The sequence below is a fragment of the Streptomyces sp. NPDC086835 genome (assembly GCF_044745705.1).
Lineage (GTDB): Bacteria > Actinomycetota > Actinomycetes > Streptomycetales > Streptomycetaceae > Streptomyces.
On the sequence record NZ_JBIVAU010000007.1, the window covers coordinates 321,150 to 345,537 of the forward strand.

Below are 24,388 nucleotides of genomic sequence, written 5' to 3' on the forward strand. Positions count from 1 at the left end.
GAAGGCGCCCCACCACTGATGCGAGGCGGGCGTCGCACACTCAATCACCACCTTCAGGTGAACGCAATATCTCGCGCTTGTTCCGCAATTGATTGACAGTCGGTTGCAGGACGGGTCAATTACACCCGAGGCCCCTTCTGTGAGGGGGATCCCGGTAACCCGCACCGCTGGCGTCCCGCCCTCCGCACGACAGGTACGCAGGGACCGTTGACAAACGAACCGAGCGCTAGAAACCTGTCAGCGCACTCAGCGCAAACTTTCGACTGAATCACTCAAATTCCGTCCCGTGAGCGCTGCACCGGCTCCGGGGCCCGCCGTCTCCTACGGAACCGAGGACACCCATGAGACGCAGACTGTTCAGATGGCGACTGCTGCCGGGCACGCTCGTAGCCGGCCTGGTCGCCGCCGGGCTACTGCCCGTCAGCACTGCTCACGCGGCTGATCCGAGCCCCAACCTCGCCCTGGGCAGGATCGCGACCGCAGGCGGCTCACACGGGTCGTACCCCGCCGCCGACACCACCGACGGCAGCCAGCATTCGTACTGGGAGGGCCCGGCGGGCAGCTTCCCGCAATGGGTCCAGGTCGACCTCGGCAGCCGGACGGACGTGGACCGGGTGGTGCTGAAGCTGCCCTCCACCTGGGAGGCGCGCACCGAGACGCTCAGCATCCAGGGCAGCGGCGACGGCAGCGCCTTCAGCACGCTCTCCTCGTCCGCGGCCCGGTCGTTCAGCCCGTCGCGGACGAACACCGTGGGCATCGACGTCGCCGCCGACGACATCCGCTACGTCCGTGTGCACGTCACCGCCAACACCGGCTGGAACGCCGCGCAGCTTTCCGAGATCGAGGTCTACGGGGAGAGCGGGGACACCGGCAACCCGCCCGTGAGCGGCGCCGACCTGGCCCGAGGCAAACCGATCGAGGCGTCCTCCACGACCCAGTCGTACGTCGCCGCCAACGCCAACGACGGCCGTGTCAGCACCTACTGGGAAGCCGGCGGCCATCCCTCGAGGCTGACGGTGAAGCTGGGCGCCGACGCGAACGTCGAGGCCGTCGTGGTCAAACTCGACCCGGACCCGATATGGGGAGCCAGGACCCAGAGCATCCAGGTGCTCGGCCGTGAGCAGTCCGCGAGCGGCTTCACGTCGCTGAAGGACCGCGCCGACTACGGCTTCTCCCCCTCCACGAACCAGAACACGGTGACCATTCCGGTCAGCGGCCGCTACGCCGACATGCAGCTGAGGTTCTCCGGCAACACCGGGGCCCCCGGCGGGCAGGTGGCCGAGTTCCAGGTCATCGGCACCGCGGCGCCCAACCCCGACCTCACGCTCACAGAGCTGACATGGTCACCGGCCTCTCCCTCCGAGAGGGACGCCGTGACCGTGAACGCGACGGTACGCAACGCCGGTACGGCGCCTGCCGGAGCGACCACACTCGACGTCAGTCTGGAAGGCGTCGTCGCGGGCAGCGCCCCGGTGGGAGCCCTCGCCGCGGGCGCCACGGCCACCGTCGCGGTCGACGTCGGCAGACGCCCCATGGGCAGGTACACCGTCACGGCCGTGGTCGACCCGACCGACACGATCGTCGAGGCCGACGACACCAACAACAGCCGCACGGCCGCCTCCCCGCTGGTCGTCGGCCAGAGCCCCGGACCGGACCTGGAGGTCCGCGGCATCACCACCGGCCCGGCGAACCCCGCCGTCGGAGCCCCGGTGACCTTCACCGTGGCGGTGCACAACCGCGGCACCACCGCCGTCAGCGCCGGCACCGTCACCCGCCTGGTCGCGGGCAGCACCACGCTCCAGGGCACGACCACCCAGGTCCCCGCCGGCGGGACGGTCGACGTACCCATCAGCGGCAGCTGGACCGCCACCAGCGGCGGCGCGACGCTCACGGCCACCGCCGACGCGACGGGCCTGGTCGCCGAGACCGACGAGAACAACAACGTGTTCGCGCGTTCCGTGGTCGTCGGACGCGGAGCCGCGGTGCCGTACTCCGAGTACGAGGCGGAGGACGCCCGTTACGAGGGCACCCTGCTCACCACCGACCAGAAGCGCACGTTCGGGCACACGAACTTCGCCACCGAGTCCTCCGGCCGCAAGTCGGTCCGGCTGAACTCCACGGGTCAGTTCGTCGAGTTCACCTCCACCAACGCGTCCAACTCGATCGTCGTACGCAACTCCGTCCCCGACGCTCCCGGCGGCGGCGCGGACGCCACCATCAGTCTCTACGCCGACAACACCTTCGTGCGGAAGCTGACCCTCACGTCCAAGCACAGCTGGCTGTACGGCAACACCGACAGTCCCGAAGGGCTGACGAACACCCCCCAGGCCGATGCCAGGCGGCTGTTCGACGAATCCCACGCGCTGCTGTCGCAGACCTACCCGGCCGGTACGAAATTCCGGCTCCAGCGCGACGCGGGCGACTCCGCGGCCTTCTACATCATCGACCTGATCGACCTGGAGCAGGTGGCCCCGCCGGCGAGCCGTCCGGCCGGGTGCACCTCGATCACGTCCTACGGAGCGGTGCCCAACGACGGGATCGACGACACGGACGCCATCCAGCGTGCGGTGACCGCCGACCAGGAAGGTGACATCGGCTGCGTGTGGATCCCGGCGGGACAGTGGCGCCAGGAGCAGAAGATCCTCACCGACGACCCGCTCGACCGGGGCACCCACAACCAGGTCGGCATCAGGGACGTCACCATCCGCGGCGCGGGCATGTGGCACTCCCAGCTCTACACGCTGACCCCGCCCCACGAGGCGGGCGGCATCAACCACCCCCACGAAGGCAACTTCGGCTTCGACATCGACGACAACACCCAGATCTCCGACATCGCGATCTTCGGCTCGGGCACCATCCGGGGCGGGGACGGCAACGCCGAGGGCGGGGTCGGTCTCAACGGCCGGTTCGGTGAGAACACCAAGATCTCCAACGTGTGGATCGAGCACGCCAACGTCGGTGCCTGGGTCGGCCGCGACTACTCCAACATCCCCGAGCTGTGGGGTCCGGGAGATGGCCTCGAGTTCACCGGGATGCGCATCAGGAACACGTACGCCGACGGCATCAACTTCGCCAACGGCACACGCAACTCGACGGTGTTCAACTCCTCGTTCCGCAACACCGGTGACGACGCCCTCGCGGTGTGGGCCAGCCGGTACGTCAAGGATCCCGCCACCGACATCGGCCACGACAACCACTTCCGCAACAACACCGTCCAACTGCCCTGGCGGGCCAACGGCATCGCGATCTACGGCGGCTACGGAAACACCATCGAGAACAACCTGATCTCCGACACGATGAACTACCCCGGCATCATGCTGGCGACCGACCACGATCCGCTGCCCTTCTCCGGCCGGACCCTGATCGCCGGCAACGCGCTGCACCGCACGGGCGGAGCCTTCTGGGGCGAGGCACAGGAGTTCGGCGCGATCGCGCTCTTCGCGGCGGGGCAGGACATCCCCGGTGTCACCATCCGGGACACCGAGATCCGCGACTCCACGTACGACGGCATCCAGTTCAAGTCGGGCGGGGGCGCGGTGCCGGGCGTGCAGATCCAGAACGTCCTCATCGACAGGTCCAACAACGGCTCGGGCATCCTGGCCCACGGCGGCGCCCGTGGCAGCGCGACCCTGACGGACGTGACCGTCACGAACTCGGCCGAGGGCGATGTGGTGATCGAACCGGGCTCGCAGTTCGTGATCAACGGTGCGCCCGTCGCGGCGTCGGGGAGGAGGACACGGTGACCGGCCGGCCGGTCAGGGACTGATCATCGCGGGAGCACTCCCCACGGGGACCGATCGTGGCCCCGGCCGAGGGGTACGTCGTACCGACACCCCGCCGAGCCGGGGCCACGAGCCGTGTTCCGGCGACCCCCGCGTGCGGCGAAACCGACGGTCGCGCCCAGGGCGCGGCGAAGAGGGACGTGAGGAGCGGGCATAACTGGGTACCCGGAGCTCAGCACGGGCGGTCCGGGCACGACCCGGGCCCAGTGCTGAAAGAGGGATCGCCGCAGAACAGAAGGAGGCACTGATGAGCACCGTGAAGGAAGCCGTCGAGGTCGAGGTTCCGGTGCGGACCGCGTACAACCAGTGGACCATGTTCGAGGAGTTCCCCCGCTTCATGGAGGGCGTCGAGGAGATCCGGCAGATCGACGACCGCCACAACCACTGGACGACCAAGATCGGCGGCGTCCGTCGTGAGTTCGACACGGAGATCGTCGACCAGTTCCCCGACGAGCGGATCGCGTGGCGGACCATCAGTGGCGACACGCAGCAGAAGGGCACCGTCCGCTTCGAGCGTCTCGATGACACGCACACACGGGTGGAGCTGGTCATGGACATCGAACCGTCCGGTCCGGCGGAGAAGGTCGCCGATGTCACCGGCACCATCGACCGGCGCGTCAAGGGGGACATGCGGAGGTTCAAGGACTACATCGAGAGTCAGGGCGGCGAGTCCGGCGGCTGGCGCGGCCGGATCTCACCGGGCGATGCGTGACACCCCTCGCGTGGTGCCCGGTGCCCGCGGCCTGACGCGCCCGACGACGTCGACGCGCGGCCGCGAAGCCGCTTCGCCACGCGGGTCTGCTTCCCCGTAGACCTGTGGCCCGCTGCACACGGGTGCCTCGTGACCGGCCGGCGCGCACTGCGCGCCGGCCGGTCCGCCGTGTACGGGGCACGGTGCCGCTGGGGTTCCGAGCGGCCTCGTTCCCCACCTGGCGGCGTGCGGACGATGCACCGCCTCCCGGCCGCGGCGAAGGCGGTTCGTGAACGGCGGACTTCAGGCGCATGGCGAATTATTCGGCATGTGAGACAGGACCTTTCCCCGCATTGACGTGGCTGATTCACGCTGCCAGCCTCATTGGCGTGAGCCAGTCAGCGAACTTCACCGCGCGGCGGCACGTCGATCTTCGACGGCACGCCGGCGCCCTCTGTCTGTTCCGCCACCGCGGCTGCTAGGCGGCCCCTCCGGCGGGTCCCTCCTCGCCTGATCCGCGGGGTGCCGGCCCCCTCCGCAGGCCCCGCCTCGCCCGCGCTCGCGGCCCGGCCCGGATATTGGTGAGTCTTCCTTTCCTCCGGCGCCCGCCATTTCTTCCTGCCGTTCTTCGCCACTCTTCGGCATTCCCTCGCTCCGATTCTGCCGGACTGCCGTATTTCGCCCAGGAGGCTGCTTTGCCGTCCGTCGTCGCCATTTCCGGAAGCCCGTCCGCCGATTCCCGGACCGCCCGCGTCGTCCACCACGTGCTCCACCGGCTCACGGTCGGCGGACAGGGCGCCGACCACATCGCCGTACGCGACCTGCCCGCGCAGGAACTCCTCAGGGGGTCCGTCGGGCACCCCGCACTGGGACAGGCGCTGGAGGCTGTGGCCCGCGCCGAGGGCGTTGTGGTGGCCACGCCCGTGTACAAGGCCTCGTACAGCGGCCTTGTGAAGGTGTTCCTCGACCTGCTGCCGCAGGCCGGGCTGGCCGGGAAGACGGTGCTGCCGCTCGTCACCGGCGGCAGCCTCGCGCACATGCTCGCCATGGACTACGCCCTGCGCCCGGTGCTGTCGGCGCTGGGCGCCCGCCATGTGGTGCCCGGTGCGTTCCTGGTGGATTCGGCGATCGAGCGCCTCGGAGCGGACGCGTGCCGGGTCGACCCGGCAGCCGAATTGCGGCTGCTGGAGGCCGTGGACGGGTTCACCCGTGCGCTCACCGCCCGGGAGTCACTCGCCCTCACCGCAAGCGCCTGAGCTCCGTACGTCCCCTTTCCCCTCTCTCTGCTCTCTCGCCATGTCTCCCCCTCTCTCCCTGAACAGGAAGTTCCCATGAGTACGTTGCGCCCGGCGGACCGACGCCGGTTCCTCGCCCTGCTCGGCCTCTCGGCGGTCGCGGTCGGCTGCGGCACGGCCGTGGGCGGTGGATCCTCAGGCAAGGGCGGGACCAGGACCCTTCGCTACCAGGGCTGGACCGGCCAGGTCACCCCCGCAGAACTCGCGCAGGACCTCGGGCATCTGGAGGACGTGAAGCTGGAGTGGGTCGGCAACACGATCAGCGGCCCTCAGGACATCCAGTCGGCGGCCACGGGTCAGACCGACTTCGGCGGCGCGTTCAACGGCGCGGTGGTCAAGCTCGCCGCCAACGGCGCCCCGGTCAAGGCCGTCATCAGCTACTACGGCTCCGACAAGGATGCCTACAGCGGCTACTACGTACTCGCCGACAGCCCGATCCGCTCCGCCCGCGACCTCATCGGCAAGAGGGTCGGGATGAACACCCTCGGCGCGCACTCGGAAGCCATGCTGGACATATACCTCCAACGCGCCGGCCTCTCCTCCGCGGACGCCGACAGGGTCGAGTCGCTCGTCGTGCCGCCGGTCAACACCGAGCAGTCCCTGCGCCAGAAACAGATCGATGTCGCCGTGCTGAGCGGTGTGCTCCGGGACAAGGCGCTCGCGAACGGCGGCCTGCGGCCGCTCTTCACCGACCACCAGCTCCTCGGTTCCTTCAGCGCCGGGACGTACGTCATGACCGAGCGGTTCATCAAGCAGAACCCCGACACGGTACGGACGTTCGTCACGGGCGTCGGGCGCGCGCTCGACTGGTCGCGCAGCACGCCCCGCGACGAGGTTGTCGCGCGCATGACGGAGATCGTCAAGAAGCGTGGACGGAACGAGGACGCCGCCACCCTGCGCTACTGGAGGTCGTTCGGCGTCGCCCGGCCCGGCGGTCGCATCGCCGGTGACGAACTCCGGCTCTGGATCGACTGGCTGGCCGAGCGCGGCGACATCGACCGGGGACGGGTCCGGCTCGACGCGCTCTACAGCAACGACTACAACGCCGCGGCGTCCGCGTCGCCTTCGCCCTCAGCGCCGAAGGCAAAGGCCACGGCGGCGGCGACGGCGAGCGGGAGGTGAGCGGCACCGTGGCTGATTCCGTGAACGCGCACACGGCCAAGATTGTTCTCGACGGTGTGCGCAAGGAGTTCCCCGTCAAGGGCAGGGACGGCGAACGGTCCGCAGTCACCGCCCTGGACGGTATCGACCTCACCGTGGGAGCCGGCGAGTTCCTCGTCGTGGTGGGCCCCAGCGGCTGCGGCAAGTCGTCCCTGCTGGACCTGCTCGGGGGCCTGTCCCGGCCCACCTCGGGGAGCATCCTGCTCGACGGCTCACCGGTCACCGGGCCCGGCCTGGACCGGGGCATCGTCTTCCAGCAGTACGCGCTGCTGCCCTGGCGCACTGCCCAGGGCAACGTCGAATTCGGTCTGGAGGCCACCGGCGTACCGAGGCGTGAACGCGCCGCCCGCGCCCGGGAGTTCCTGGACCTGGTGGGGCTGAGCGGGTTCGAGGGCCGTCATCCGCACGAGCTGTCGGGCGGTATGCGGCAGCGGGTCGCGATCGCGCGGAGCCTCGCGTACGACCCGGACGTACTGCTGATGGACGAGCCGTTCGCGGCGCTGGACGCCCAGACCAGGGAGTCCCTCCAGGACGAGCTGCTGCGCATCTGGCAGCGCACCGGAAAGACGGTCGTGTTCATCACGCACGGCATCGACGAAGCCGTCCACCTTGGACAGCGCGTGGCCGTCATGACCTCCCGGCCCGGCCGGATCAAGGAAGTCGTACCGATCGACCTGCCCGCCCGCACGAGCAGCGACGACCCGCGCTCCAGCCCCGAGTTCGCCCGGTACCGGCACCGGATCTGGTCCCTGCTGCGCGACGAGGTGTCCAGGGCCCAGCAGGAGGAAAGAGAAGGAGTCGTCGTATGAGTCCCGTGACCGAGGCCGGCACCGGCCTCGCCCCGCATCCCGTGGCGCGCCCGAAGGGTGCCGGTCCGCAGCCGGTCGCCGTTCCGGCCGCTCCCCCGCCGCGCCGCAAACGGTTCCGCTCGGCCGTCCGGCGTTCGGCGTACGGCCTCGTCAAGGCGGGCACCAAATCGGTGGCCGTCGTGGCGCTGGTCCTGCTGTGGGAGACGGCGCCCCGGTTCGCGCTGGTCGACCGGACGTTCCTGCCTCCGTTCAGTGAGGTCGCCCAGGCGTGGTGGCAGCTCGCCGTCGGCGGACAGCTCGCAGACAACGCGAGCGCCAGCCTCACCCGTTCGCTCAGCGGGTTCGGGATCGCGGTGGCGTTCGCCGTCCCTCTCGGGCTGCTGATCGGCTGGTACCGGCCGGTGGCGGACCTCCTCGGGCCGCTGCTGGAAGTGTTCCGCAACACCGCCGCCCTCGCGCTGCTGCCGGTGTTCGTGCTGTTGCTGGGCATCGGGGAGACGTCGAAGATCTCGATCGTCGTGTACGCCTGCACCTGGCCGGTGCTGCTGAGCACGATCAGCGCGGTGCGCTCCGTGGATCCGACGCTGCTGAGGCTCGCCCGGTCGCTGGACCTGTCCCCGGTCCGGCTGTTCCAGAAGGTGATCCTCCCGGCGTCCGTGCCGGCGGTCTTCACCGGGATCAGGCTCGCCGGGGCGGTGTCCGTCCTGGTGCTGGTCGCGGCGGAGATGATCGGCGCCAAGGCGGGGCTCGGCCATCTGATCAACAGCTCCCAGTACAACTTCGCCATCCCGCAGATGTACGCCGGGATCATCACGATCTCCGCGATCGGTGTGGCCTTCAATCAGCTCCTGGTCGCCCTGGAGCGGCGACTCAGCTCCTGGCGGGTCCCCGCGAACGGCTGATGCGGCCGCTTCTGCTGCCTGATCCCGTCCCCGTTCCCGCTCCTTTGCCGGCTGCCGCCGCTTCCGCCCCTCCCTTTCCTCCTCTCCCTCAGCGCCAAGGACTTCGCCATGCCTTCCTCACCACCTCGCCAACTGCACCTCAACGCCTTCCTGATGAACGCCGGCCACCACGACGCCGCCTGGCGGCATCCCCTCACCGAACCGGAGCGCGTCACCGACCTGACGTACTTCCAACAGCTGGCCGGAACCGCCGAACGGGGCCTGCTCGACTCGGTTTTCCTCGCCGACGGTCTGACCCTGCCGGGCAACGTCCGTCACAACGCTCTGGGCGGCTTCGAGCCGCTCACGCTCCTGTCGGCGCTGGCCGCCGTCACCGAGCACATCGGGCTCATCGCCACCGTCTCGACCACGTTCAACGAACCGTTCACCACGGCCCGCGCGTTCGCCTCCCTCGACCACCTGAGCGGCGGCCGGGCCGGATGGAACATCGTGACCTCCGGAAACGTCGACGAGGCCCGGAACTTCGGGCGGGACGAACACCTCGAGCACGGCCTCCGCTACGAGCGGGCACGGGAGTTCGTCGACGTCGCCGTGAAGCTGTGGGACAGCTGGGAGGACGACGCGATCGTCCTCGACCGCGCGAACGGCGTCTACGCCGACACCGACAAGGTGCGGCCGATCGACCACCGGGGAACGCACTTCCGGGTGCGCGGCCCTCTGAACGTGCCCCGCTCTCCGCAGGGTCGCCCGCTGCTGGTGCAGGCGGGATCGTCGGAAGCCGGCAAGGAGTTCGCCGCCCGGTACGCGGAAGCGGTGTTCACCGCGCAGCAGACCCTGGCCGACGCGCAGGCGTTCTACAACGATCTCAAGAGCCGGACGACCCGCCACGGTCGTGCGGCGGACGACGTGAGGATCCTGCCCGGCGTCTGCCCTGTGATCGGTTCGACCGAGGCGGAGGCCCGGGCCCTGGCACAACAACTCACCGACCTCCAGGTGCCCGAGTACGGCGTGGCCCAGCTCTCCGGGATGCTCGGGACCGACCTGACGGGTCTGCCACTGGACGGGCCGCTGCCGGAACTCCCGGACGAGCGGGACATCAACGGCAACAAGAGCCGCTTCAGGCTCGTCGCCGAGCTGGCCCGGCGGGAGGGGCTCACCCTGCGGGAGCTGATCGCCCGGCTCGGCGGCGGTCGCGGTCACCGGGTGGTGGCCGGCACCGCGGAGCAGATCGCCGACCACCTCCAGGAGTGGTTCACCGAGGGAGGGGCCGACGGATTCAACATCATGCCGCCGTACTTTCCTGGCGGGCTCGACCACTTCGTCGACCAGGTCGTGCCGATCCTCCAGACTCGCGGCCTGTTCCGTACCGAATACACCGGCCGCACGCTGCGCGACCACTACGGGCTCTCGAGGCCGGTCGGCTCCCGTGCCGGCCTGCCCGGCGCGGTCCAGGTCGGGCAGCCCGCCTGACGGGGACCGCAGGCACGTTCGCTCCCACTGTCTGGCCGGCGCAGGTACTGCCGGTGGACGGCGCCGAGGGCGTCCGCCCGTCCACCGGCACACCTGCGTCATCCTCGGCATCACGCCGCCCGCGTGACCTTGCGCGGCCTCGGGCAGCCGGCCGATCCGGAGGAGCCGGGTGCCGCCCCTCCCGGCTGCGCAGCGCAGGATGCCCCGCGTGGAGCCGAGGACGCCCCGGCCGCGAATTCCACGAGAGGCCCCGCCTACCGAAGGTGCCCCGTGTCATTGAGCAGCCGCACCGACGCGTTCCCGTCCGCGTCGTACGCCACCGCCGACAGCGACGCCGCCGCCGGCTCCATCCGGAACAGCGACTGCGGCGGCGCACCCAGCGCCGGCCGCACCATTTGACGACGTCGGGATCGGCGTCGTCGGCTGTCTCCAGCTCTCGTGACCACTCGAAGTAGCTGCGGGCCGGATCGTTGGTCACCGGCCGGACGCGAATGGTGGCGGCATAGCTGAGGATGCCCATCATCGGCGCGACGGCCCGGTAGGTGGAGGATCGCTCCACCTCGTTGCGGCCGGCGATCTCCTGCTGGACGAGGCCTTCGTTGAACGCCAGCGTGAAGTCGTACCGGGACGGCACCCTTCGAGCGCGCCGCCTTCGGTCCGGCTCACGTTCTTCACCGCGGGTCCGGACACGATCTTCGCCACCTTCATGGGGTCGCGGACCTCGGTCCAGACGGTGTGCGGGACCGGCGTCGAGGATCGTCGAGTGGTGCATCGTGTGCTTACGCCGGATCTCCGAGAGAACTCCTCGTCAGTAGTCGATGCGGTCGGACTTGGCCAGCCACTCGTCGAACGGCGCCGTACGGTTCGCCACGTCCAGCCGCTCGACCGGCATCGGCCACATCGACGCGGACTTCTTGTCGAACAGGTCGTAGAACCTGCGGTCGTCGAAGCCGGCCACCGCGGCATCGTGGCGATCGGCGGCGTAGACGATCCGGTCGACGCGCGCCCACAGGGCGGAGGACAGGCACATCGGACACGGCTCGCACGAGGTGACCAGGAGGCAGCCCTCGAGCGAGAAGGTGTCCAGTTGCTTGCAGGCGGCGCGCATCGCGCTCACCTCGGCGTGCGCAGTCGGATCCAGGGTCGCGGTGACCTGGTTGTTCCCGATCGCGACAATCTCGCCGTCCCTTACGACCAGGGCGCCGAACGGGCCGCCGCCATTCGTCACGCTGTCGCGGGCCGATCTGATCGCCTTGTCCATCCAGGCACGCTCGATCTCCTGGATGCTCGTTTCATGGGTGGGTGCGGTCATGGTCACTCCTCTTTTCGTGGGTGGAACTCCCCGGATGCTCTGCCCGTGCGGGACACCGCACCCGGGGCGGTCAGGTGGACCGAGGGTGCCGCCTTGGGGTCAGCGCCGATCAGCGCCGTCGGCAGCAGCCGCGGGAGGTCATCGAGGCCGGACGGCGGAGATCTGCTCCGGTGCGCCCGGGGTACGGGTCGGGTTCAGCCCCGTCGCAGCCTCCGCCTTTGTGACGAGCCAGTTGCCGAGCATGAGGTGATCGATCTCCGTTCCGAGGAAGGCGATAACGAGGGCATCCGTGCGCGGGGCAGATCACTCATGACCGCCGGCCCACTTCGGCAGGACGATGCTGACGCACGTGGCCCCCGGTGTCCCACGGGAACAGGTGCAGGTTCCAGCCGCCCAAGCAGTTGACGTAGAGGGCCATCTGGCTCACCACGGCCAAGAAGTCGTCGCGGTCGAGGTGGTCGACACAGGACAGGAGGCGCTGGGTGAAGGCCCACAGCTTCTCCAATCCGCAGTAGCCCAGGAACTCGGCCGGGACACCGACCAACAGGCGCGCCATCCGGCGCAGAGAATCCATCGACATGCCCTCGACCACGCCTCGCACCAGGCCGCCATAGGCGGCATGACCGAGCGGGCGCGTCTCACCGTTGACGAACAGAAGGGTGGGCAGAGCCGTCCCGAAGCTCCCGGCCCCGGACGGTGTCCACCCCCGGTGCAGATCAGCGAGTTCGGGCGGTTCGGACAGCCAGATCCGCTCGGTCTCCGCGTACACGTCGCGGATCAGGCTGTCGGCGTCGGGGTCGGCGGCGGTCAGACAGGGAATGCTGTGGCCGCCTCTCGTGCCTGCCTTGCGCACCTCGACCAGGACCGGCTTCTTCGTGGCATGGACCGAGTCCCATACCGCGTGACCGGCCTCGATCAGACCCGGCATGTCCTCCGGCCGGACCTGACCCACAGGGGATGCCGGCATCGGTTCGGTCAGAGTGCCGTACTTGATACCCACATGCTGAAGCGCGGAACAGAACACGGTCCCGTCGGGCGCCTCACGTCGATCGAACCGATGGGGGGCGTGCAGATGCAGCAGCGAAGGGATCGGTGCCACGTGATACAGGTCATGTCCCGCCACCAGTGCGTGCCCTTGCAGACTCCGGTAGGGCAACGACTCCCACAGCGCGTCGGCCAGCACGGCGTTGCGACCGTCGAGTTCCGCGGAGACGGTGATACCCAGATCGGGCCAGGCAATCTCGACATGTCGACCGGATAACGTCTCAGTCACGGCTTCTCCTTCGTTCGGCAAGATGTCAGGAGGCTCGAGCAGAGTGGTCCACCGAGGGTGGTCCCTGTTGATCCGGGACCATCACGCCGGTACCACCCGCCCACGATCGGCGTCGCGTCCGGATACCGGGCCTTTACGGCCGGTACTCCCCCACGCGGCGGCCGGACGATGTCCACGGCACCCCTTGCTCCGTCGCAACGTGCTGTGCTGCGTTGCAACTTGTTGAGGAGTACACATGTACCCGGGTGGAGCCAGCCAGGAGTAAAAGACATGAAAGCGTCCGCAGGCCCTTCGTAGATCTCTACAAGGGTTTCTCCAAGGACCGGCCCGACCTTCGGCGTTGGTCAACTTCCGCTGCCCCGGGACGGTTGTCGATCAGGCCGGCGAAGGCCGGTGAACATGGGGACGGACCGGTGAGGAGACAGCCGGACGGCCCGCTTGCGGCAGGGCCTGTCGTAGCCGTCCGGCACGATCGGCGGCATGGAACCCTGGCAGATTCCGGGCCCACCGTCGCCGCGGCGCATCGTGGAGGTCGACGAGATCGTCCAGCGCATCACACGCTGGGCGGCGGACCGCGCGGACATCCTCGGCCTGCTCCTGGTCGGATCGTTCGCCCGCGACGCCGCAGGGCCGGACTCCGACGTCGACCTCGTGCTGCTCACCACCGACGAGCCCCGATACCTCGACGGCGCATGGGCCCGGGAACTCGACCTGGGCAGCCTTGTCCGCAGCCGTTCCTGGGGACCGATCACGGAACGCCGCTACGCCACGGCCTCTGGCCTGGAAGTCGAGATGGGTATCGGCTCCCCGGCGTGGGCGGCGACGGATCCCGTCGATCCAGGAACGCACCGCGTCGTCACCGACGGCGCCCGCGTGCTGCACGACCCGGCGGGCATCCTGACGGGCCTGCTTGCCGCTTGCCGGGACGAGGTTCGTCGGCGGTCGTGACAGAGCCGGAGGCGTCGCCGGCGCTCGTGCACGTCCCAATGAGCGCAACTCGCTTCGCCCGGACTGTTTCCCGGCAACCACAGGCACAGATGGAGAAGTCCAGCGGGTGCGAGTCCAGCCCTGCCCGGACCCCCACGCCGCGTAGAATCCCGCCCATGGGCGTCTCCTGAGCCGGCCGTCACGGCCGAAGCCATCCGCCCGGCGGTGTGCCGGGCGTTCGCAAGCGTGCCCGCGCGCTCACTCAGGAGACATCAACCACCATGTGGATCCGCTCCGCCTGCCCCGCACTCGACGCCCGCATCGCCCGGCTCCGGGAGATCGCCCGTTCCGAAGAGCGTCTGGAAGGCGTTCTGCTCTACGGGTCCTGGACCCTCGGCGAGGCCGACGCCCACTCGGACATCGAGGCGTACCTGTACGTCGACGACGAGTACGTCGACGACTTCGACGGCCGGGCGCTCCTGGAACAACTCGCCCCCCTGAAGCTGGCGTACACCAATATGTACGGGATCCTCGCCGTCGTCTTCGACGACCTGATGCGCGGCGAGTTCCACCTCACGCCCGCCGGCCCCGGCATCGACGAAGTCCCCACCTGGGAGGGGATGGTGCACCTGCCCCGTCCCGAGGCGGCTGTCCTGCTGGACCGCACCGGCCGTCTGACCCGGGCCGCCCGGCGCCTCGCCGCGTTCCGGCCGCCGGAGCCCGCCGGCACAGCGCAGCAGCTCACCGACGAGTTGACCAACTGGACGCTCATGCTCGCCCACGTCCTGGCCCGCGGCGAAGTGGCCCGCGCCCACGCCCTGCTGCACTCGGTCGTCGCTCCGCAGCAACTGCAGCTCTGCCGTCTCCTGCGCGACAGCACCGCCCACTGGCTGACCCCCAGCCGGGCCCTGGAACAGGACCTGCCCGCCGCCGACCGCGCCCGCTACACGGCCGGCACGACCGCCGCCCGGGAGGAGGAGGTGCGCACGGCGGCGCGGAACAGCTGGCGCTGGAGCCGGGACCTGACCGCCGAGGCGGCCGAACGCTGGGCCGTGCGTGTGCCGAGCGGGTTGCACGAGGAGATCAGCGGCCTTCTGGCGGCGGGCCACTGAGAACGGGGACGTAGACGCGGGCGGGGTCGGGGTGTGTCGGGCCGGGCGCGGCGATCACCACCGACCTGGGCCCGCCGGCCCTCCCTGCCCCTGGCTGCGGCGAGCCCCACGCGGATCGGTCAGCGCCGGCTACCGGCTGTCTGGTGGTCCTGTTTTCGGGGCGGTTTGCTGTCGGTCCGCTCTGGTGGCTTCCGCTTCCAGGGTGACGGCGAAAAGTGCGGCATCGTCCTGCAGACTTCCCCCGGTGTGCTGGAAGACGGCGCCGAGAACGGCTTCGAGTACCGCGTCCGGATCGGGCGGGAAGCGCTGGGACAGCACTGGAACGGGGTCGAAGAACACACCGCTCGCGTTGCGGGCTTCGTCGATACCGTCGGTGAACAGCACCAGTGTGGCCCCGACGGGCAGGTCGAACCGGTCGACCGGAACCTCGTCGCCTGCGAGGACCCCAAGTCCCAGCGGCAGCGACGGCGTGGTCGGTTCCAGTGGTGCCGCTCTGCCGTTGTGGACCAGCAGTGGCGCCGCGTGGCCCCGGTTGGCAATGCGTAGTACGGAGTAGTCGGGGGGAAGCTCCGCGATGACGGCCGTGGCGAACAACTCGGCTTCTTCTCCACTCGATTGTCTGATCCCCGCCTGCATCCGGTCCTCCAACTGCTGGACGACGCCCGGCAGATCCGGTCGGTGGTTGCTGGCTTCGTGGAATGAACCGAGCAGGGCATTGACCGTACGGACCGCCTGGAGCCCCTTGCCGCGCACATCAGCGATGAGCATCCGGATGCCGTGGGGAGTTTCCTGAATCGCGAAGAGGTCGCCGCCGATGGCAGCCTCCTCATGAGCAACCTCGTACCTGGCGGCCACAGCCAGCCGCCCTGCACGACGAGGCAATTCCGGGAGCACGGCGCGCTGAACCGCTGCGGCCACCTCGCGGCTCGTTGCCAGTTGCCGCCGGTCGCGTGCCAGAAGCACATTGAAGACCGCTGCGATGACGGTGAGAAGGATCAGGCTGGCGAAGGGAGTGAAATCGTCGCGGGTGGGCTCTCGCTCCAGGTACACCAGGAGCAGCCCTGCGAGGTTCGCCGCCACTCCGGTGGCGATCGTCCCCCGCAGAGAAAGAACCGGCGCGGCTGCTCCAGGAGCGGCCGCGAGCAGGGGGAACGTGTTGACGCCCCCCATGGTGGCGAGGTCGAGAACGAACGCGCCCCCGATCACGGCGGCAGGCAGCCATCGGAGCCGCTGTCTCCGCTCCGTCGCTTCCTTGCGACCGTTTCGCATTTCGCTTCCTCTGAGGTGTTCGTCCCGTCGGTGCGGCCGGGCCCAGTCTCTGGCACATCCTCGGCCACGGCGACCGGAAGATCCCCGCCGAGGCGGCCAAGAGACGTGTGACCTGTTCGGAAGCAAGCTGCGCTCACCCAAGCGGGTGCGGATCTTCACTGGGGAAACGGTTGCTCCTGTCCCGTCTCACCGAAGGTTGTCCGGTGCCTGTTCACCGGCCGTCCCGGTTCCGGCAGGGCCGAGGCGCTCCGGGAGGTGAGCGACGACCAGCGCAACGGCCTCCTCGGCACAGTTGGTCTCGCTGATGATGTCGCCCCATCGATCAGTCAAGACCTGGAATCGCCCATCCAGCTGGGCTGCCACGGCCGGTGCCTCCGCAAGGGACGGTTTGTCCGTGTCGGAGCTGAAACAGAGGACCCACATGCTGGTGAACGGGAAGAGTTGCCGCAGTCTCGGCTCGGAAGCCGCTGCGTCCAAGAGGTCGAGGAAGCTGGTGTAGTCCGCTTCGACGGCCTGTTCCCGCAGGCGCCGCCACTGCAGGTCGACGACATGAGCAGGGCCGCGCTCGCGCGCCGCCGCGAGTTCGGCCTCGCGGGTCTCCACATAGTTCTTCCACTCCATGACCACAGTGTGTGTGACCGCCGTACCGGTCTCTGCCGGTGGGCCCGGTCGACGTTCCCCACGTTCTTGCGGGCATGGCGCAATCGACGTTCCCCTTCTGCCCTCAGATGGACGGTCAGCACGTCGGCCAGGCCGCCGACGGGCGTCGCCTCGGCGCGTGACCGCGCCCACGGCCCCGGCACGCCTCACCCTCAAGTACGCAGGTGGGAGGCGCCATTGAGGTCGAGCACCGCGCCGGACGACCACACGGCCCCGGGTGAGGCGAGGTAGAGCACGGCCTCTGCCACCTCCTCAGCCGTCCCGACCCGCCCGAACGGGCTCTCGCCACGCAGCGCCTCGCCGCCCTGACCTGCCAACTTCGCGGTCTGCCGTTCCGTCGCGACGAAGCCCGGCGCCACGGACGTCACCGAGATGCCGTGCGGCGCCAGTGCGACGGCCATCGACTGACCGAACGCGTGCAGCGCGGCCTTGCTCGCGCCGTACGCGGGGAAGTCGGGCTCTCCCCGGAACGCCCCGCGGGAGCCGACGTTGACGATGCTGCCCGTCGCGCCCCGGTCGATGAGATGCCGGGCGACGCCGTACGTCAGGTTCGCCGCGCCGATCAGATTGACGTCGATCATGCGGTGCCAGGACCGCTGCCAGTCCTCGTAGGAGACGTCGGCCACGGAGTGCCGGTTCTCGGCGGAGGGCGCGACGGCGGCGTTGTTGACCAGTACGTCGACCCCGCCCAGCGTCGCCACGGCATCGTCGACGATGCGTCGCGCCACGGCCGGATCGCTGATGTCGCCCGCGAGAAGCGTGTGGCCGTCGCCGGACAATCGCCGCAGTGTCTCCTGGGCGTCCTCGCGCTGGGCCGCGTAATGGACCGCCACGGTGTCGCCCTGTTCCGCGAACGCCACCGCGACGGCGCGGCCGATCCCTCGCGACGCTCCCGTGACCAGTACCCGCCTCATCGGTTCTCCTCCAGTTTCGGCATCCGCCCGACGGTATCCGGTCCGCGCTGCGACCGGTTCGCCCATCGGTCACGGGCGAAGCGGCCAGGACGGCACCGTGGCAGGGCGGACTACCGTGGAGTCATGGGCAGTGGCCTTGTCACGCTGTTCCTCAGCGGTGACGTGATGCTCGGACGCGGCGTGGACCAGATCCTTCCGCACCCGGGCGATCCGGCCCTGTCCGAGCCGTACGTCCGGGACGCGCGTGCCTACGTCGAGATGGCGGAGGCGGTGAACGGCACGGTCCCCCGCCCGGTCCCGTTCTGCTGGCCCTGGGGCGACGCGCTGCCGGTGCTCGCCGATGCCGGGCCCGACGTGCGGGTGGTGAATCTCGAGACCTCTGTGACGCGGAGCGACGACGCGGCTGCCGGCAAGGAGGTCCTCTACCGGATGAACCCCGCGAATCTGCCCTGCCTGACGGCGGCCTGTCCCGATGTCTGTGTCCTCGCCAACAACCATGTCCTGGACTACGGCCGCCGAGGACTGGAGGAGACACTCGCGGTCCTGGCGGATGCGGGCTTGCGCACGGCCGGTGCGGGGCGGGACCTGGCGGCCGCGCGGCGATGCGTGAGCCTCCCGCTCCCCGAGGGTCGACGGGTGCTCGTGGTCTCGCTCGGCATGGAGTCCAGCGGTGTCCCGCCACAGTGGGCGGCCACCGCACGGCGCAGCGGGGTCCACTTCGCGGCCGACCCGTCGCCGGCCGTCGCGGCGGAGGTGACGGCTCGGCTGCGCGAGGTGAGACGGCCGGGCGACGTGACGGTCGTGTCCGTGCACATGGGCTCCAACTGGGGTTACCAGGTCCCTCGCAGCCAGGTCCACTTCGCCCACGCGCTGATCGACGGCGGCGCGGACATCGTGCACGGGCACTCGTCCCACCATCCGCGGCCGGTGGAGGTGTACCGCGGCAGGCTCGTCCTCTACGGCTGCGGGGACCTGATCAACGACTACGAGGGTATCGGTGGTTACGAGCGGTACCGTGACGACCTGCGTCTGCTCCACCTCGCCTCGGTCGATCCCGCCACCGGCGCTCTCCACGAGGTCAGGATCGTTCCCCTGCAGGCCCGGCGGCTGCGGCTGACGCACGCCTCCGCGTCCGACTGCCGTGTCGTGTCCGATCTGCTGGACCGCATCAGTCACGGCCTGGGCGTCCGTATGCAGGCCGAGCGGGACGGCTCGGTCACGGCCCGGCCTTCCTGAGCGCAACTACCCCGGCATGATCCCGTACGGCAGGTCCCGGGCGTTCCGGTCACCGCGCTCGCTGAAGCGCGGACGACCCTTGCCCATGTCAGGAGCGTGGCCCTCAACCGATCGGACGACCCCGTTGTCAGCCGTCCCGCGCACCGGGTCGAGCCGCTCCGTCGATGATCATGGGACAGGCACGGGCCCAGACTGGAGGCACAGCGCACACACGCGTCGTCCCGCATCGCACCGCTGCCCTCCGGCACCGCGCGGCGCCGGCCGTCGAGTCGCCCGCTGCCACTTCGTGAAGGAGTCTCGTCGTGACCAAGAAGTCACCGTCCCCGACCGGCCTTGCCCTGCCGGCCGCCGCCGACCACGGCGACGTGGACGCCGAAGCGCGGACCACGGCCGGCGGCCAGGAGGACGGTCGGTGATGAAGCGGCGCACCACGACCTCCGCGCTCTCCGCGCTGGCCGCCGCGGCGGTGCTCGCCGGGTGCGCGTCCGGCGGCGGCCCGGCCGCCCCCTCCCCCTCCGCATCTCGGTCCTCCCCCTCCGTTCCCTCCTCCCCCGCGGGCACCGGCACGGGCCCGGGTACGCCGGACAGCTCCGCCGGCGCGTCGCGTACACCGGAAGGCGCCCTGCTGGTCGCCGACTTCGGAGCGGACACCGTGACCTTCGTCGATCCGTCGCTGCAGAGGGAGGACGCCCGTGCGGGCTCGGTGAAGGTGGGCACGGCCCCGTACGGGATCGCGCTCGGCGAGGACGGCACGGCGTGGGTGGCGACGGCGGAGGGCGTGGCCGCCGTGGACACCGCGGCCAGGAAGCGCATCGCCCTGATCCCGTACGAGACGGACAGCGGCCCGGCGACCACCGGCGAGTACCGGGGCGGCGGCATGGGCATCGCGCTCTCCCCGGACGGGAAGCAGGTCTACGTCGGCGTGAACGTCCCTGGCGGCGACGGTGTGTTGGAGGTGATCGACACCGGGCGGCGCCAAGTGGTGGCGACCGTCCCGGTCGGCCGTCGGCCCTTCGACGTCGACGTCTCCCCCGACGGCCGCCAGGTCTACGCGACGAACCACGACTCCTTCGACGTCACCGTCGTCGACACCGACGACCGGAGCAGCCGCCGGATCGAAGTGGCCCCGTACGGCACCGAGGGCGGCCTCGGCTCCTGGCTCAAGCCGCACTACACCGCCGTGCGCCCCTCCGACGGCGCCCTCCTGCTCCCCTTCGAGGGCGAGCGTCTCGCGGTGGTCGACCCGGACAGCGGCCGGGTCCGCGTCGAGCGGATGACCGCCGACACCCATCAGCACGGGGCCGCGGTGGCCGACGACGGCACCTTGTACGTGGTCGGCACCGGCCCGATCGACCCGTCGAGGGACAACGGCCCGTCCCTGACCGTCCGTACGCCAGGTGGCAAGGAGCGCGTGATCCCGCTGGACGGCCCGCACGAGGACGTCGCCGTGTCGGCCGACGGCCGCACCGCTTACGTCTCCGGCGGTTTCACGCGCGACGGCTACTGGAACGGCATCAGCATCGTCGACACCGCCTCCGGGGACGTGACGCGTCTGCCGGTCGGCGTACGGCCCTTGGGGATCGTGGTGTTGTAGGGGGCGCCGCCGGTACGGACCAGGTGTACGGCACGGGGGACGGCTCGCTCAGGCGGCCCGGCTCCGCGCGGCGAGCACGTAGTCGGAGTTCCGCATCATGAGCGCGTAGACGCATGCGGCGACGATCATGCCGGCGGGCAGGGCGAGGTCCACTCCGCCCAGGGCACGCGCCACTGGCCCGGTGTAGAGCGTGTTCACGCTGAGGGCCGCCGCGACGACGCCGGACCCGAGGGCGAGGGCGCCCGCCGGGTTGACTCCGGCGGCGTACCAGAAGGGGCTGCCGGTGGTCTCGTCCATGAGCACGGGGCCGTCGTAGCGGTTGCGGCGTATCAGGATGTCGGTGGCGTAGACGGCCATGGCGGGACCGAGGAGGACGACGGTCAACTGGAGGACGTTGCTGACGGTGTCGAGGAAGTTGGAGACGAGGAGCCCGTACAGCGTGAGCGAAACGGCGGCGGCCCCGTCGACGAGGACACTGCGGGAGCGGCGGATGCGGATGCCGACGGCCTGGAGGGCGAGGCCGGCGCTGTAGGCGGTCAGGGCGTTGATGGCGATGGTGCCGACGATCAGGGCGAGCAGGAAGACCGGGTGGAACCAGCCGGGGAGGATCGTCTCGAGTCCGGTCTGCGGGTCGGTCATGTCGACCGCGGTCGCGGCGAAGGCTCCGAGTGAGCAGACGACGACGCTCGGCACGAAGCCGCCCAGAGCGGTCCAGCCGATGATCGCCTTCGCCGAGGTCGCGCGGGGCAGATAGCGGGAGAAGTCGGCGCTGGTGGTGTAGGAGAGCGGACCGGAGCCGACGAGGGTGACACCGGCGACGAGGACCGCCCACAGGTCGATGCCCGTCAGCGGCTCGGCCGGCGTGTGGCCGAAGTCGGTGTGCCGGACGACGGCGACGGCGACGACTGCGAAGGCGGCGGTGAGGGCCAGCGTGATCGGGAGGTACAGCTTCATGATCACGCCGTGGCCGTAGACGCCGATGGCCAGGGTCAGGGCGGCGACGACCACCACGACGGCGACCTTCACGCCGGTGTTCGCCGTGATGCCGGCCTTCTCCACGAGAGCGAAGGCGGCGGTCGCGGCGGCGGCCAGGTTGAGGGCGAAGTAGCAGACGGAGATCATCCAGCCGACGATCGCGTTGTTCACGCGGTTGCCCCGGATCCCGTAGATCGCCCGTGTGATCACCTCGCTGGGCGCGCCGGCGGCCGGGCCGGAGATGGAGAGCAGCCCGGTGAGCACCCAGAACAGGTTGCCCACCACGATCACGGCGAGGGCCTGCCACAGGCTCAGGCCCATGAGGACCAGCGCACCGCCGATGACCAGGCTGAGGTAGTTGACGTTCGCCGCCGCCCAGACGGAGAAGAGCTGCCGTGGTCGGCCGTGGCGCTCGTCGTCGGGGATGTGGTCGATGCCGTGTGCCTCGATGCCGACCGCGCGGTCCTGCGGGGGCTGCGAGGCCGCATCGGGTGCGGCGTGCGTGCCGGGACGCGGGTCGGGAATCGTGGACGCCATGGGCCCCTCCGGGTGCTGGTTTACCCACCTGCTTGTTTGTTGGTCGCAAACTCAATAGCATCGATTCCATGTCGTCAAGCGTTCAACACAAACGAATCCGCAAGTCTCCGGCCGCCAGACGTGCGGAAATCGTTGCGGCGGCCGCGATGGTCGCTCTGACCGAGGGGCTGGAGTGCATCACGCTCCGGCGCATCGCGGAGGAGCTCGACGTCCGTCCGGGGCTGATCAGTCACTACTTCCCCGCGGTGGAGGATCTGGTGGCCGAGGCATATGGCAGCGCCGCCGGTTGTGAACTCGACGGCCTTCTCCCGGCCGACCGGGCCGGCGCCACGCCCACACAGCACCTGGCGCGGTTCTTCGCCCGTGCGACGGGGCCGGCGTACGACGACATCAGCCGTCTCTGGCTCAACGCCCGGCATCTCAGCCGCTACCGGCCCGCCCTGCGCGAGCGGGTCGCCGTGCAGGAGGCCGCGTGGCGCGACCGGCTCGGCGGCCTCATCCGTGACGGGGTGGAGCAGGGCGAGTTCCGCACCGCCGACCCGGCGGTGACGGCCATTCAGATCCTCGTCGTCATCGACGGCCTCGGCGTCCACGCCAACAGCGGCACCGGCGACCGTCCGCCCGCCGTCGCAGGCATGGCCGTCACCACCGCGGAACGCGAACTCGGCCTGCCCGCCGGGGCGTTGAACGCTGCCGCCACCTCGAACTGACCGTTTCCTAGGAGCTCCTTGTGCGCACCTCGCTCGTCCTGCTCTCGGCCCGTCTCCTCGACCCGGCCTCCGGCTCGTTCCTGTCCGGAACCGCTCTCGCCGCGGCCGGCGGCCGGATAACCGCCATCGGAGACGACAGGGAGATCCGCGCGCTCGCCGACCCCTCGACGACGGTGATCGACCTCAAGGGCGCCGTGCTGACCCCCGGTCTCGTCGACGGGCACCTGCATCCCGTCTCCGGCGCCGAACTCACCCACGGTCTCGACCTGTCGGGCTGCGCCGACCTCGACGCCGTGCGCCGGGCGCTGGCCCGCGAGGCGGCGCGCCTCGCGCCCGGGGCGTGGCTGCACGCCTGGGGCCTCGACCCCAACGTCTTCGCGGACCGGCCCGTGTCGACCGCTCCTTTCGACTCCGTACTCGAAGGCGTTCCCGCCCTCCTGCTGCTCTTCGACGCCCACTCCATGCTCGCCAGCCGGCGGGCCCTGGAACTCGCCGGTGTCGACGGGCCGCGCAGCTTCGACCAGGCCTCGGCCGAGGTCGTCTGCGACGGGACGGGCCGGCCCACCGGTCTCCTGCTGGAGGACGCCGCCTGCGAACTCGTCGAGCGCGCCGCCCCGCAGCCCACCCGGGCCGAACGCCGCGACCGGCTCGCCGCGGCCCTGCGCGCCATGGCCGCCGCCGGACTCACCGGCGGCCACGCCATGGACGCGAACGGCGACAGCCTGGAGCTCTACGCCGAACTCGACGTCGCCGGGGAACTGCCGGTACGGCTGCGGGTCGCGCCCTGGTGCCAGCCCGGCATCGACGCCGACGCGCTGCAGGCCCTGATCGACCAGCAGGGCACCGGCGGCGCGCTGTGGCGGACCGAGGGCGTGAAGCTGTTCATGGACGGCACCATCGACAACGGCACCGCCTGGCTGGAGCGCCCCGACTGCCACGGCGAGTCCACCCACGCCTTCTGGCCCGACCCCGCCGAGTACACCCGTGTCATCGCCCGGCTCCACCGGGCCGGGGTACCAACCGCCACGCACGCCATCGGCGACGCGGCCGTCCGGCACGCCCTCGACTCCGTCGAGAAGGCGCAGGCCGAGGGCGGGCGCGAGGTGCGGCACCGGATCGAACACATCGAGACCGTGCCCGACGACACGCTGCGCCGCTTCGCCGCGCTCGGCGTCGCGGCCTCCATGCAGCCCACCCATTGCTGTGACTTCACCCGGGCCGACCACACCGACAACTGGTCGCGCCGCCTCGGTGAGGAACGCGCCTCGCGCGCCTGGCGCTGCCGCGACCTGTGGGACTCCGGCGCCACCGTCGTGCTCGGCTCCGACTGGCCCATCGCCCCCTACCCCCCGCTGGGTGTCATGGCAGGCGCCCGCCACCGCCGGCCCGGCCGGGACCTCACCCAGCCTCCGCACGGCCCTCAGCAGGCTCTCACCCCGCTGGAGGCGCTCCAGGGAATGACCGTCAACGCCGCCTGGGCGGCGGGTGAGACGCGGGAGGCCGGCCGGCTCGCCGTGGGCCACCGCGCCGATCTGACGGCCTTCGCCGCCGATCCGCTCAGCACGGCCGCCACCGACCTGCCGGACGTGCCTGTGCTGCTGACCGTCCTCGACGGCCGTCCCACGCATCGCGACCCGAGCGTGTGACCCACTTCCGGCGCCCCGGCCGCCGCGGACCTGTGCGGCATCCGTGGCGCCGGGACGGCGTGACGCCGCGATGGGTGGCGGCTCCATGGCCGGTCCGGACGTCGTGCCTGCCA

20 protein-coding genes and 1 pseudogene are annotated in these 24,388 nt (G+C 70.4%); 14 read left to right on the forward strand and 7 right to left on the reverse strand.

Features of this window, described 5'->3' with window-relative positions; all coding sequences use genetic code 11:
- Window positions 1-341 precede the first annotated feature (341 nt).
- The 8 genes from ACIPJI_RS23685 to ACIPJI_RS23720 all read left to right on the forward strand — a co-directional run bounded on the left by ACIPJI_RS23685 (window position 342) and on the right by ACIPJI_RS23720 (window position 10,110).
- A complete protein-coding gene (locus ACIPJI_RS23685; protein ID WP_402248591.1) occupies window positions 342-3,743 on the forward strand; it encodes a CARDB domain-containing protein in 3,402 nt (1,133 codons plus the stop codon).
- 286 nt (window positions 3,744-4,029) lie between these two features.
- Entirely contained in the window at window positions 4,030-4,494 is a 465-nt protein-coding gene (locus ACIPJI_RS23690) for an SRPBCC family protein (protein ID WP_307709943.1), read from the forward strand.
- A 290-nt stretch (window positions 4,495-4,784) separates the two neighbouring features.
- Entirely contained in the window at window positions 4,785-4,955 is a 171-nt protein-coding gene (locus ACIPJI_RS23695; protein WP_356623936.1) for a putative leader peptide, read from the forward strand.
- 213 nt (window positions 4,956-5,168) lie between these two features.
- Window positions 5,169-5,729, forward strand: a complete 561-nt coding sequence (gene ssuE, locus ACIPJI_RS23700; protein WP_356623935.1) for an NADPH-dependent FMN reductase — start codon at window positions 5,169-5,171, stop codon at window positions 5,727-5,729.
- Between the two features lie 75 nt (window positions 5,730-5,804).
- Window positions 5,805-6,890 (forward strand): ABC transporter substrate-binding protein, encoded by a 1,086-nt coding sequence (locus ACIPJI_RS23705; RefSeq protein WP_402248594.1) that lies wholly within the window; start codon window positions 5,805-5,807, stop codon window positions 6,888-6,890.
- Between the two features lie 8 nt (window positions 6,891-6,898).
- Complete coding sequence (locus tag ACIPJI_RS23710; RefSeq protein ID WP_402248595.1) at window positions 6,899-7,738, forward strand: ABC transporter ATP-binding protein; 840 nt, start codon at window positions 6,899-6,901, stop codon at window positions 7,736-7,738.
- The gene (locus tag ACIPJI_RS23715) at window positions 7,735-8,640 is read left to right on the forward strand and encodes an ABC transporter permease (protein ID WP_402248597.1); all 906 of its coding nucleotides are present in this window, start codon (window positions 7,735-7,737) and stop codon (window positions 8,638-8,640) included. The genes ACIPJI_RS23710 and ACIPJI_RS23715 overlap by 4 nt, the downstream gene beginning before the upstream one ends.
- Window positions 8,641-8,748: 108 nt before the next feature.
- The gene (locus ACIPJI_RS23720) at window positions 8,749-10,110 is read left to right on the forward strand and encodes an LLM class flavin-dependent oxidoreductase (protein ID WP_402248599.1); all 1,362 of its coding nucleotides are present in this window, start codon (window positions 8,749-8,751) and stop codon (window positions 10,108-10,110) included.
- A gap of 254 nt (window positions 10,111-10,364) precedes the next feature.
- Here ACIPJI_RS23720 and ACIPJI_RS23725 read toward each other — a convergent pair.
- The 3 genes and pseudogenes from ACIPJI_RS23725 to ACIPJI_RS23735 all read right to left on the reverse strand — a co-directional run.
- Window positions 10,365-10,502 (reverse strand): annotated as a pseudogene (locus tag ACIPJI_RS23725) (bifunctional RNase H/acid phosphatase); the annotation flags it as partial.
- 416 nt (window positions 10,503-10,918) lie between these two features.
- Complete coding sequence (locus ACIPJI_RS23730; RefSeq protein WP_402248601.1) at window positions 10,919-11,422, reverse strand: nucleoside deaminase; 504 nt, start codon at window positions 11,420-11,422, stop codon at window positions 10,919-10,921.
- A 307-nt stretch (window positions 11,423-11,729) separates the two neighbouring features.
- The gene (locus ACIPJI_RS23735; RefSeq protein ID WP_402248603.1) at window positions 11,730-12,716 is read right to left on the reverse strand and encodes a hypothetical protein; all 987 of its coding nucleotides are present in this window, start codon (window positions 12,714-12,716) and stop codon (window positions 11,730-11,732) included.
- Between the two features lie 459 nt (window positions 12,717-13,175).
- Here ACIPJI_RS23735 and ACIPJI_RS23740 point away from each other — a divergent pair, with 459 nt between their 5' ends.
- Window positions 13,176-13,643, forward strand: a complete 468-nt coding sequence (locus ACIPJI_RS23740; RefSeq protein ID WP_402248605.1) for a nucleotidyltransferase domain-containing protein — start codon at window positions 13,176-13,178, stop codon at window positions 13,641-13,643.
- Window positions 13,644-13,903: 260 nt separating this feature from the next.
- Window positions 13,904-14,734: a nucleotidyltransferase domain-containing protein gene (locus tag ACIPJI_RS23745; protein ID WP_402248607.1), complete on the forward strand. Its 831-nt coding sequence runs from the start codon at window positions 13,904-13,906 to the stop codon at window positions 14,732-14,734.
- A gap of 129 nt (window positions 14,735-14,863) precedes the next feature.
- Here the strand turns inward: ACIPJI_RS23745 and ACIPJI_RS23750 are convergent, their stop codons facing one another.
- The 3 genes from ACIPJI_RS23750 to ACIPJI_RS23760 form a co-directional block, all read right to left on the reverse strand.
- Entirely contained in the window at window positions 14,864-16,003 is a 1,140-nt protein-coding gene (locus ACIPJI_RS23750) for a PP2C family protein-serine/threonine phosphatase (RefSeq protein WP_402248608.1), read from the reverse strand.
- 186 nt (window positions 16,004-16,189) lie between these two features.
- On the reverse strand, window positions 16,190-16,624 hold the full coding sequence (locus ACIPJI_RS23755; RefSeq protein ID WP_402248610.1) for a DUF6193 family natural product biosynthesis protein: 435 nt from the start codon (window positions 16,622-16,624) through the stop codon (window positions 16,190-16,192).
- 191 nt (window positions 16,625-16,815) lie between these two features.
- A complete protein-coding gene (locus ACIPJI_RS23760) occupies window positions 16,816-17,577 on the reverse strand; it encodes an SDR family NAD(P)-dependent oxidoreductase (RefSeq protein ID WP_402248612.1) in 762 nt (253 codons plus the stop codon).
- Window positions 17,578-17,700: 123 nt separating this feature from the next.
- On the opposite strand from ACIPJI_RS23760, the gene ACIPJI_RS23765 reads away from it, so the two are divergent.
- The gene (locus ACIPJI_RS23765) at window positions 17,701-18,813 is read left to right on the forward strand and encodes a CapA family protein (protein ID WP_402248614.1); all 1,113 of its coding nucleotides are present in this window, start codon (window positions 17,701-17,703) and stop codon (window positions 18,811-18,813) included.
- Between the two features lie 415 nt (window positions 18,814-19,228).
- Window positions 19,229-20,407, forward strand: a complete 1,179-nt coding sequence (locus ACIPJI_RS23770; RefSeq protein ID WP_402248616.1) for a YncE family protein — start codon at window positions 19,229-19,231, stop codon at window positions 20,405-20,407.
- Between the two features lie 48 nt (window positions 20,408-20,455).
- On the opposite strand, the gene ACIPJI_RS23775 is transcribed toward ACIPJI_RS23770, so the two are convergent.
- Window positions 20,456-21,919, reverse strand: a complete 1,464-nt coding sequence (locus tag ACIPJI_RS23775) for a purine-cytosine permease family protein (RefSeq protein WP_402248618.1) — start codon at window positions 21,917-21,919, stop codon at window positions 20,456-20,458.
- 68 nt (window positions 21,920-21,987) lie between these two features.
- Between ACIPJI_RS23775 and ACIPJI_RS23780 the strand changes: the two genes are divergently transcribed.
- Both ACIPJI_RS23780 and ACIPJI_RS23785 read left to right on the forward strand, forming a co-directional pair.
- Window positions 21,988-22,629 carry a TetR/AcrR family transcriptional regulator gene (locus ACIPJI_RS23780; RefSeq protein ID WP_402248620.1) on the forward strand — a complete coding sequence of 214 codons (642 nt, stop codon included), beginning with the start codon at window positions 21,988-21,990 and terminating at the stop codon, window positions 22,627-22,629.
- Between the two features lie 20 nt (window positions 22,630-22,649).
- Window positions 22,650-24,275 (forward strand): amidohydrolase, encoded by a 1,626-nt coding sequence (locus tag ACIPJI_RS23785; protein WP_402248622.1) that lies wholly within the window; start codon window positions 22,650-22,652, stop codon window positions 24,273-24,275.
- Window positions 24,276-24,388: the final 113 nt, after the last annotated feature.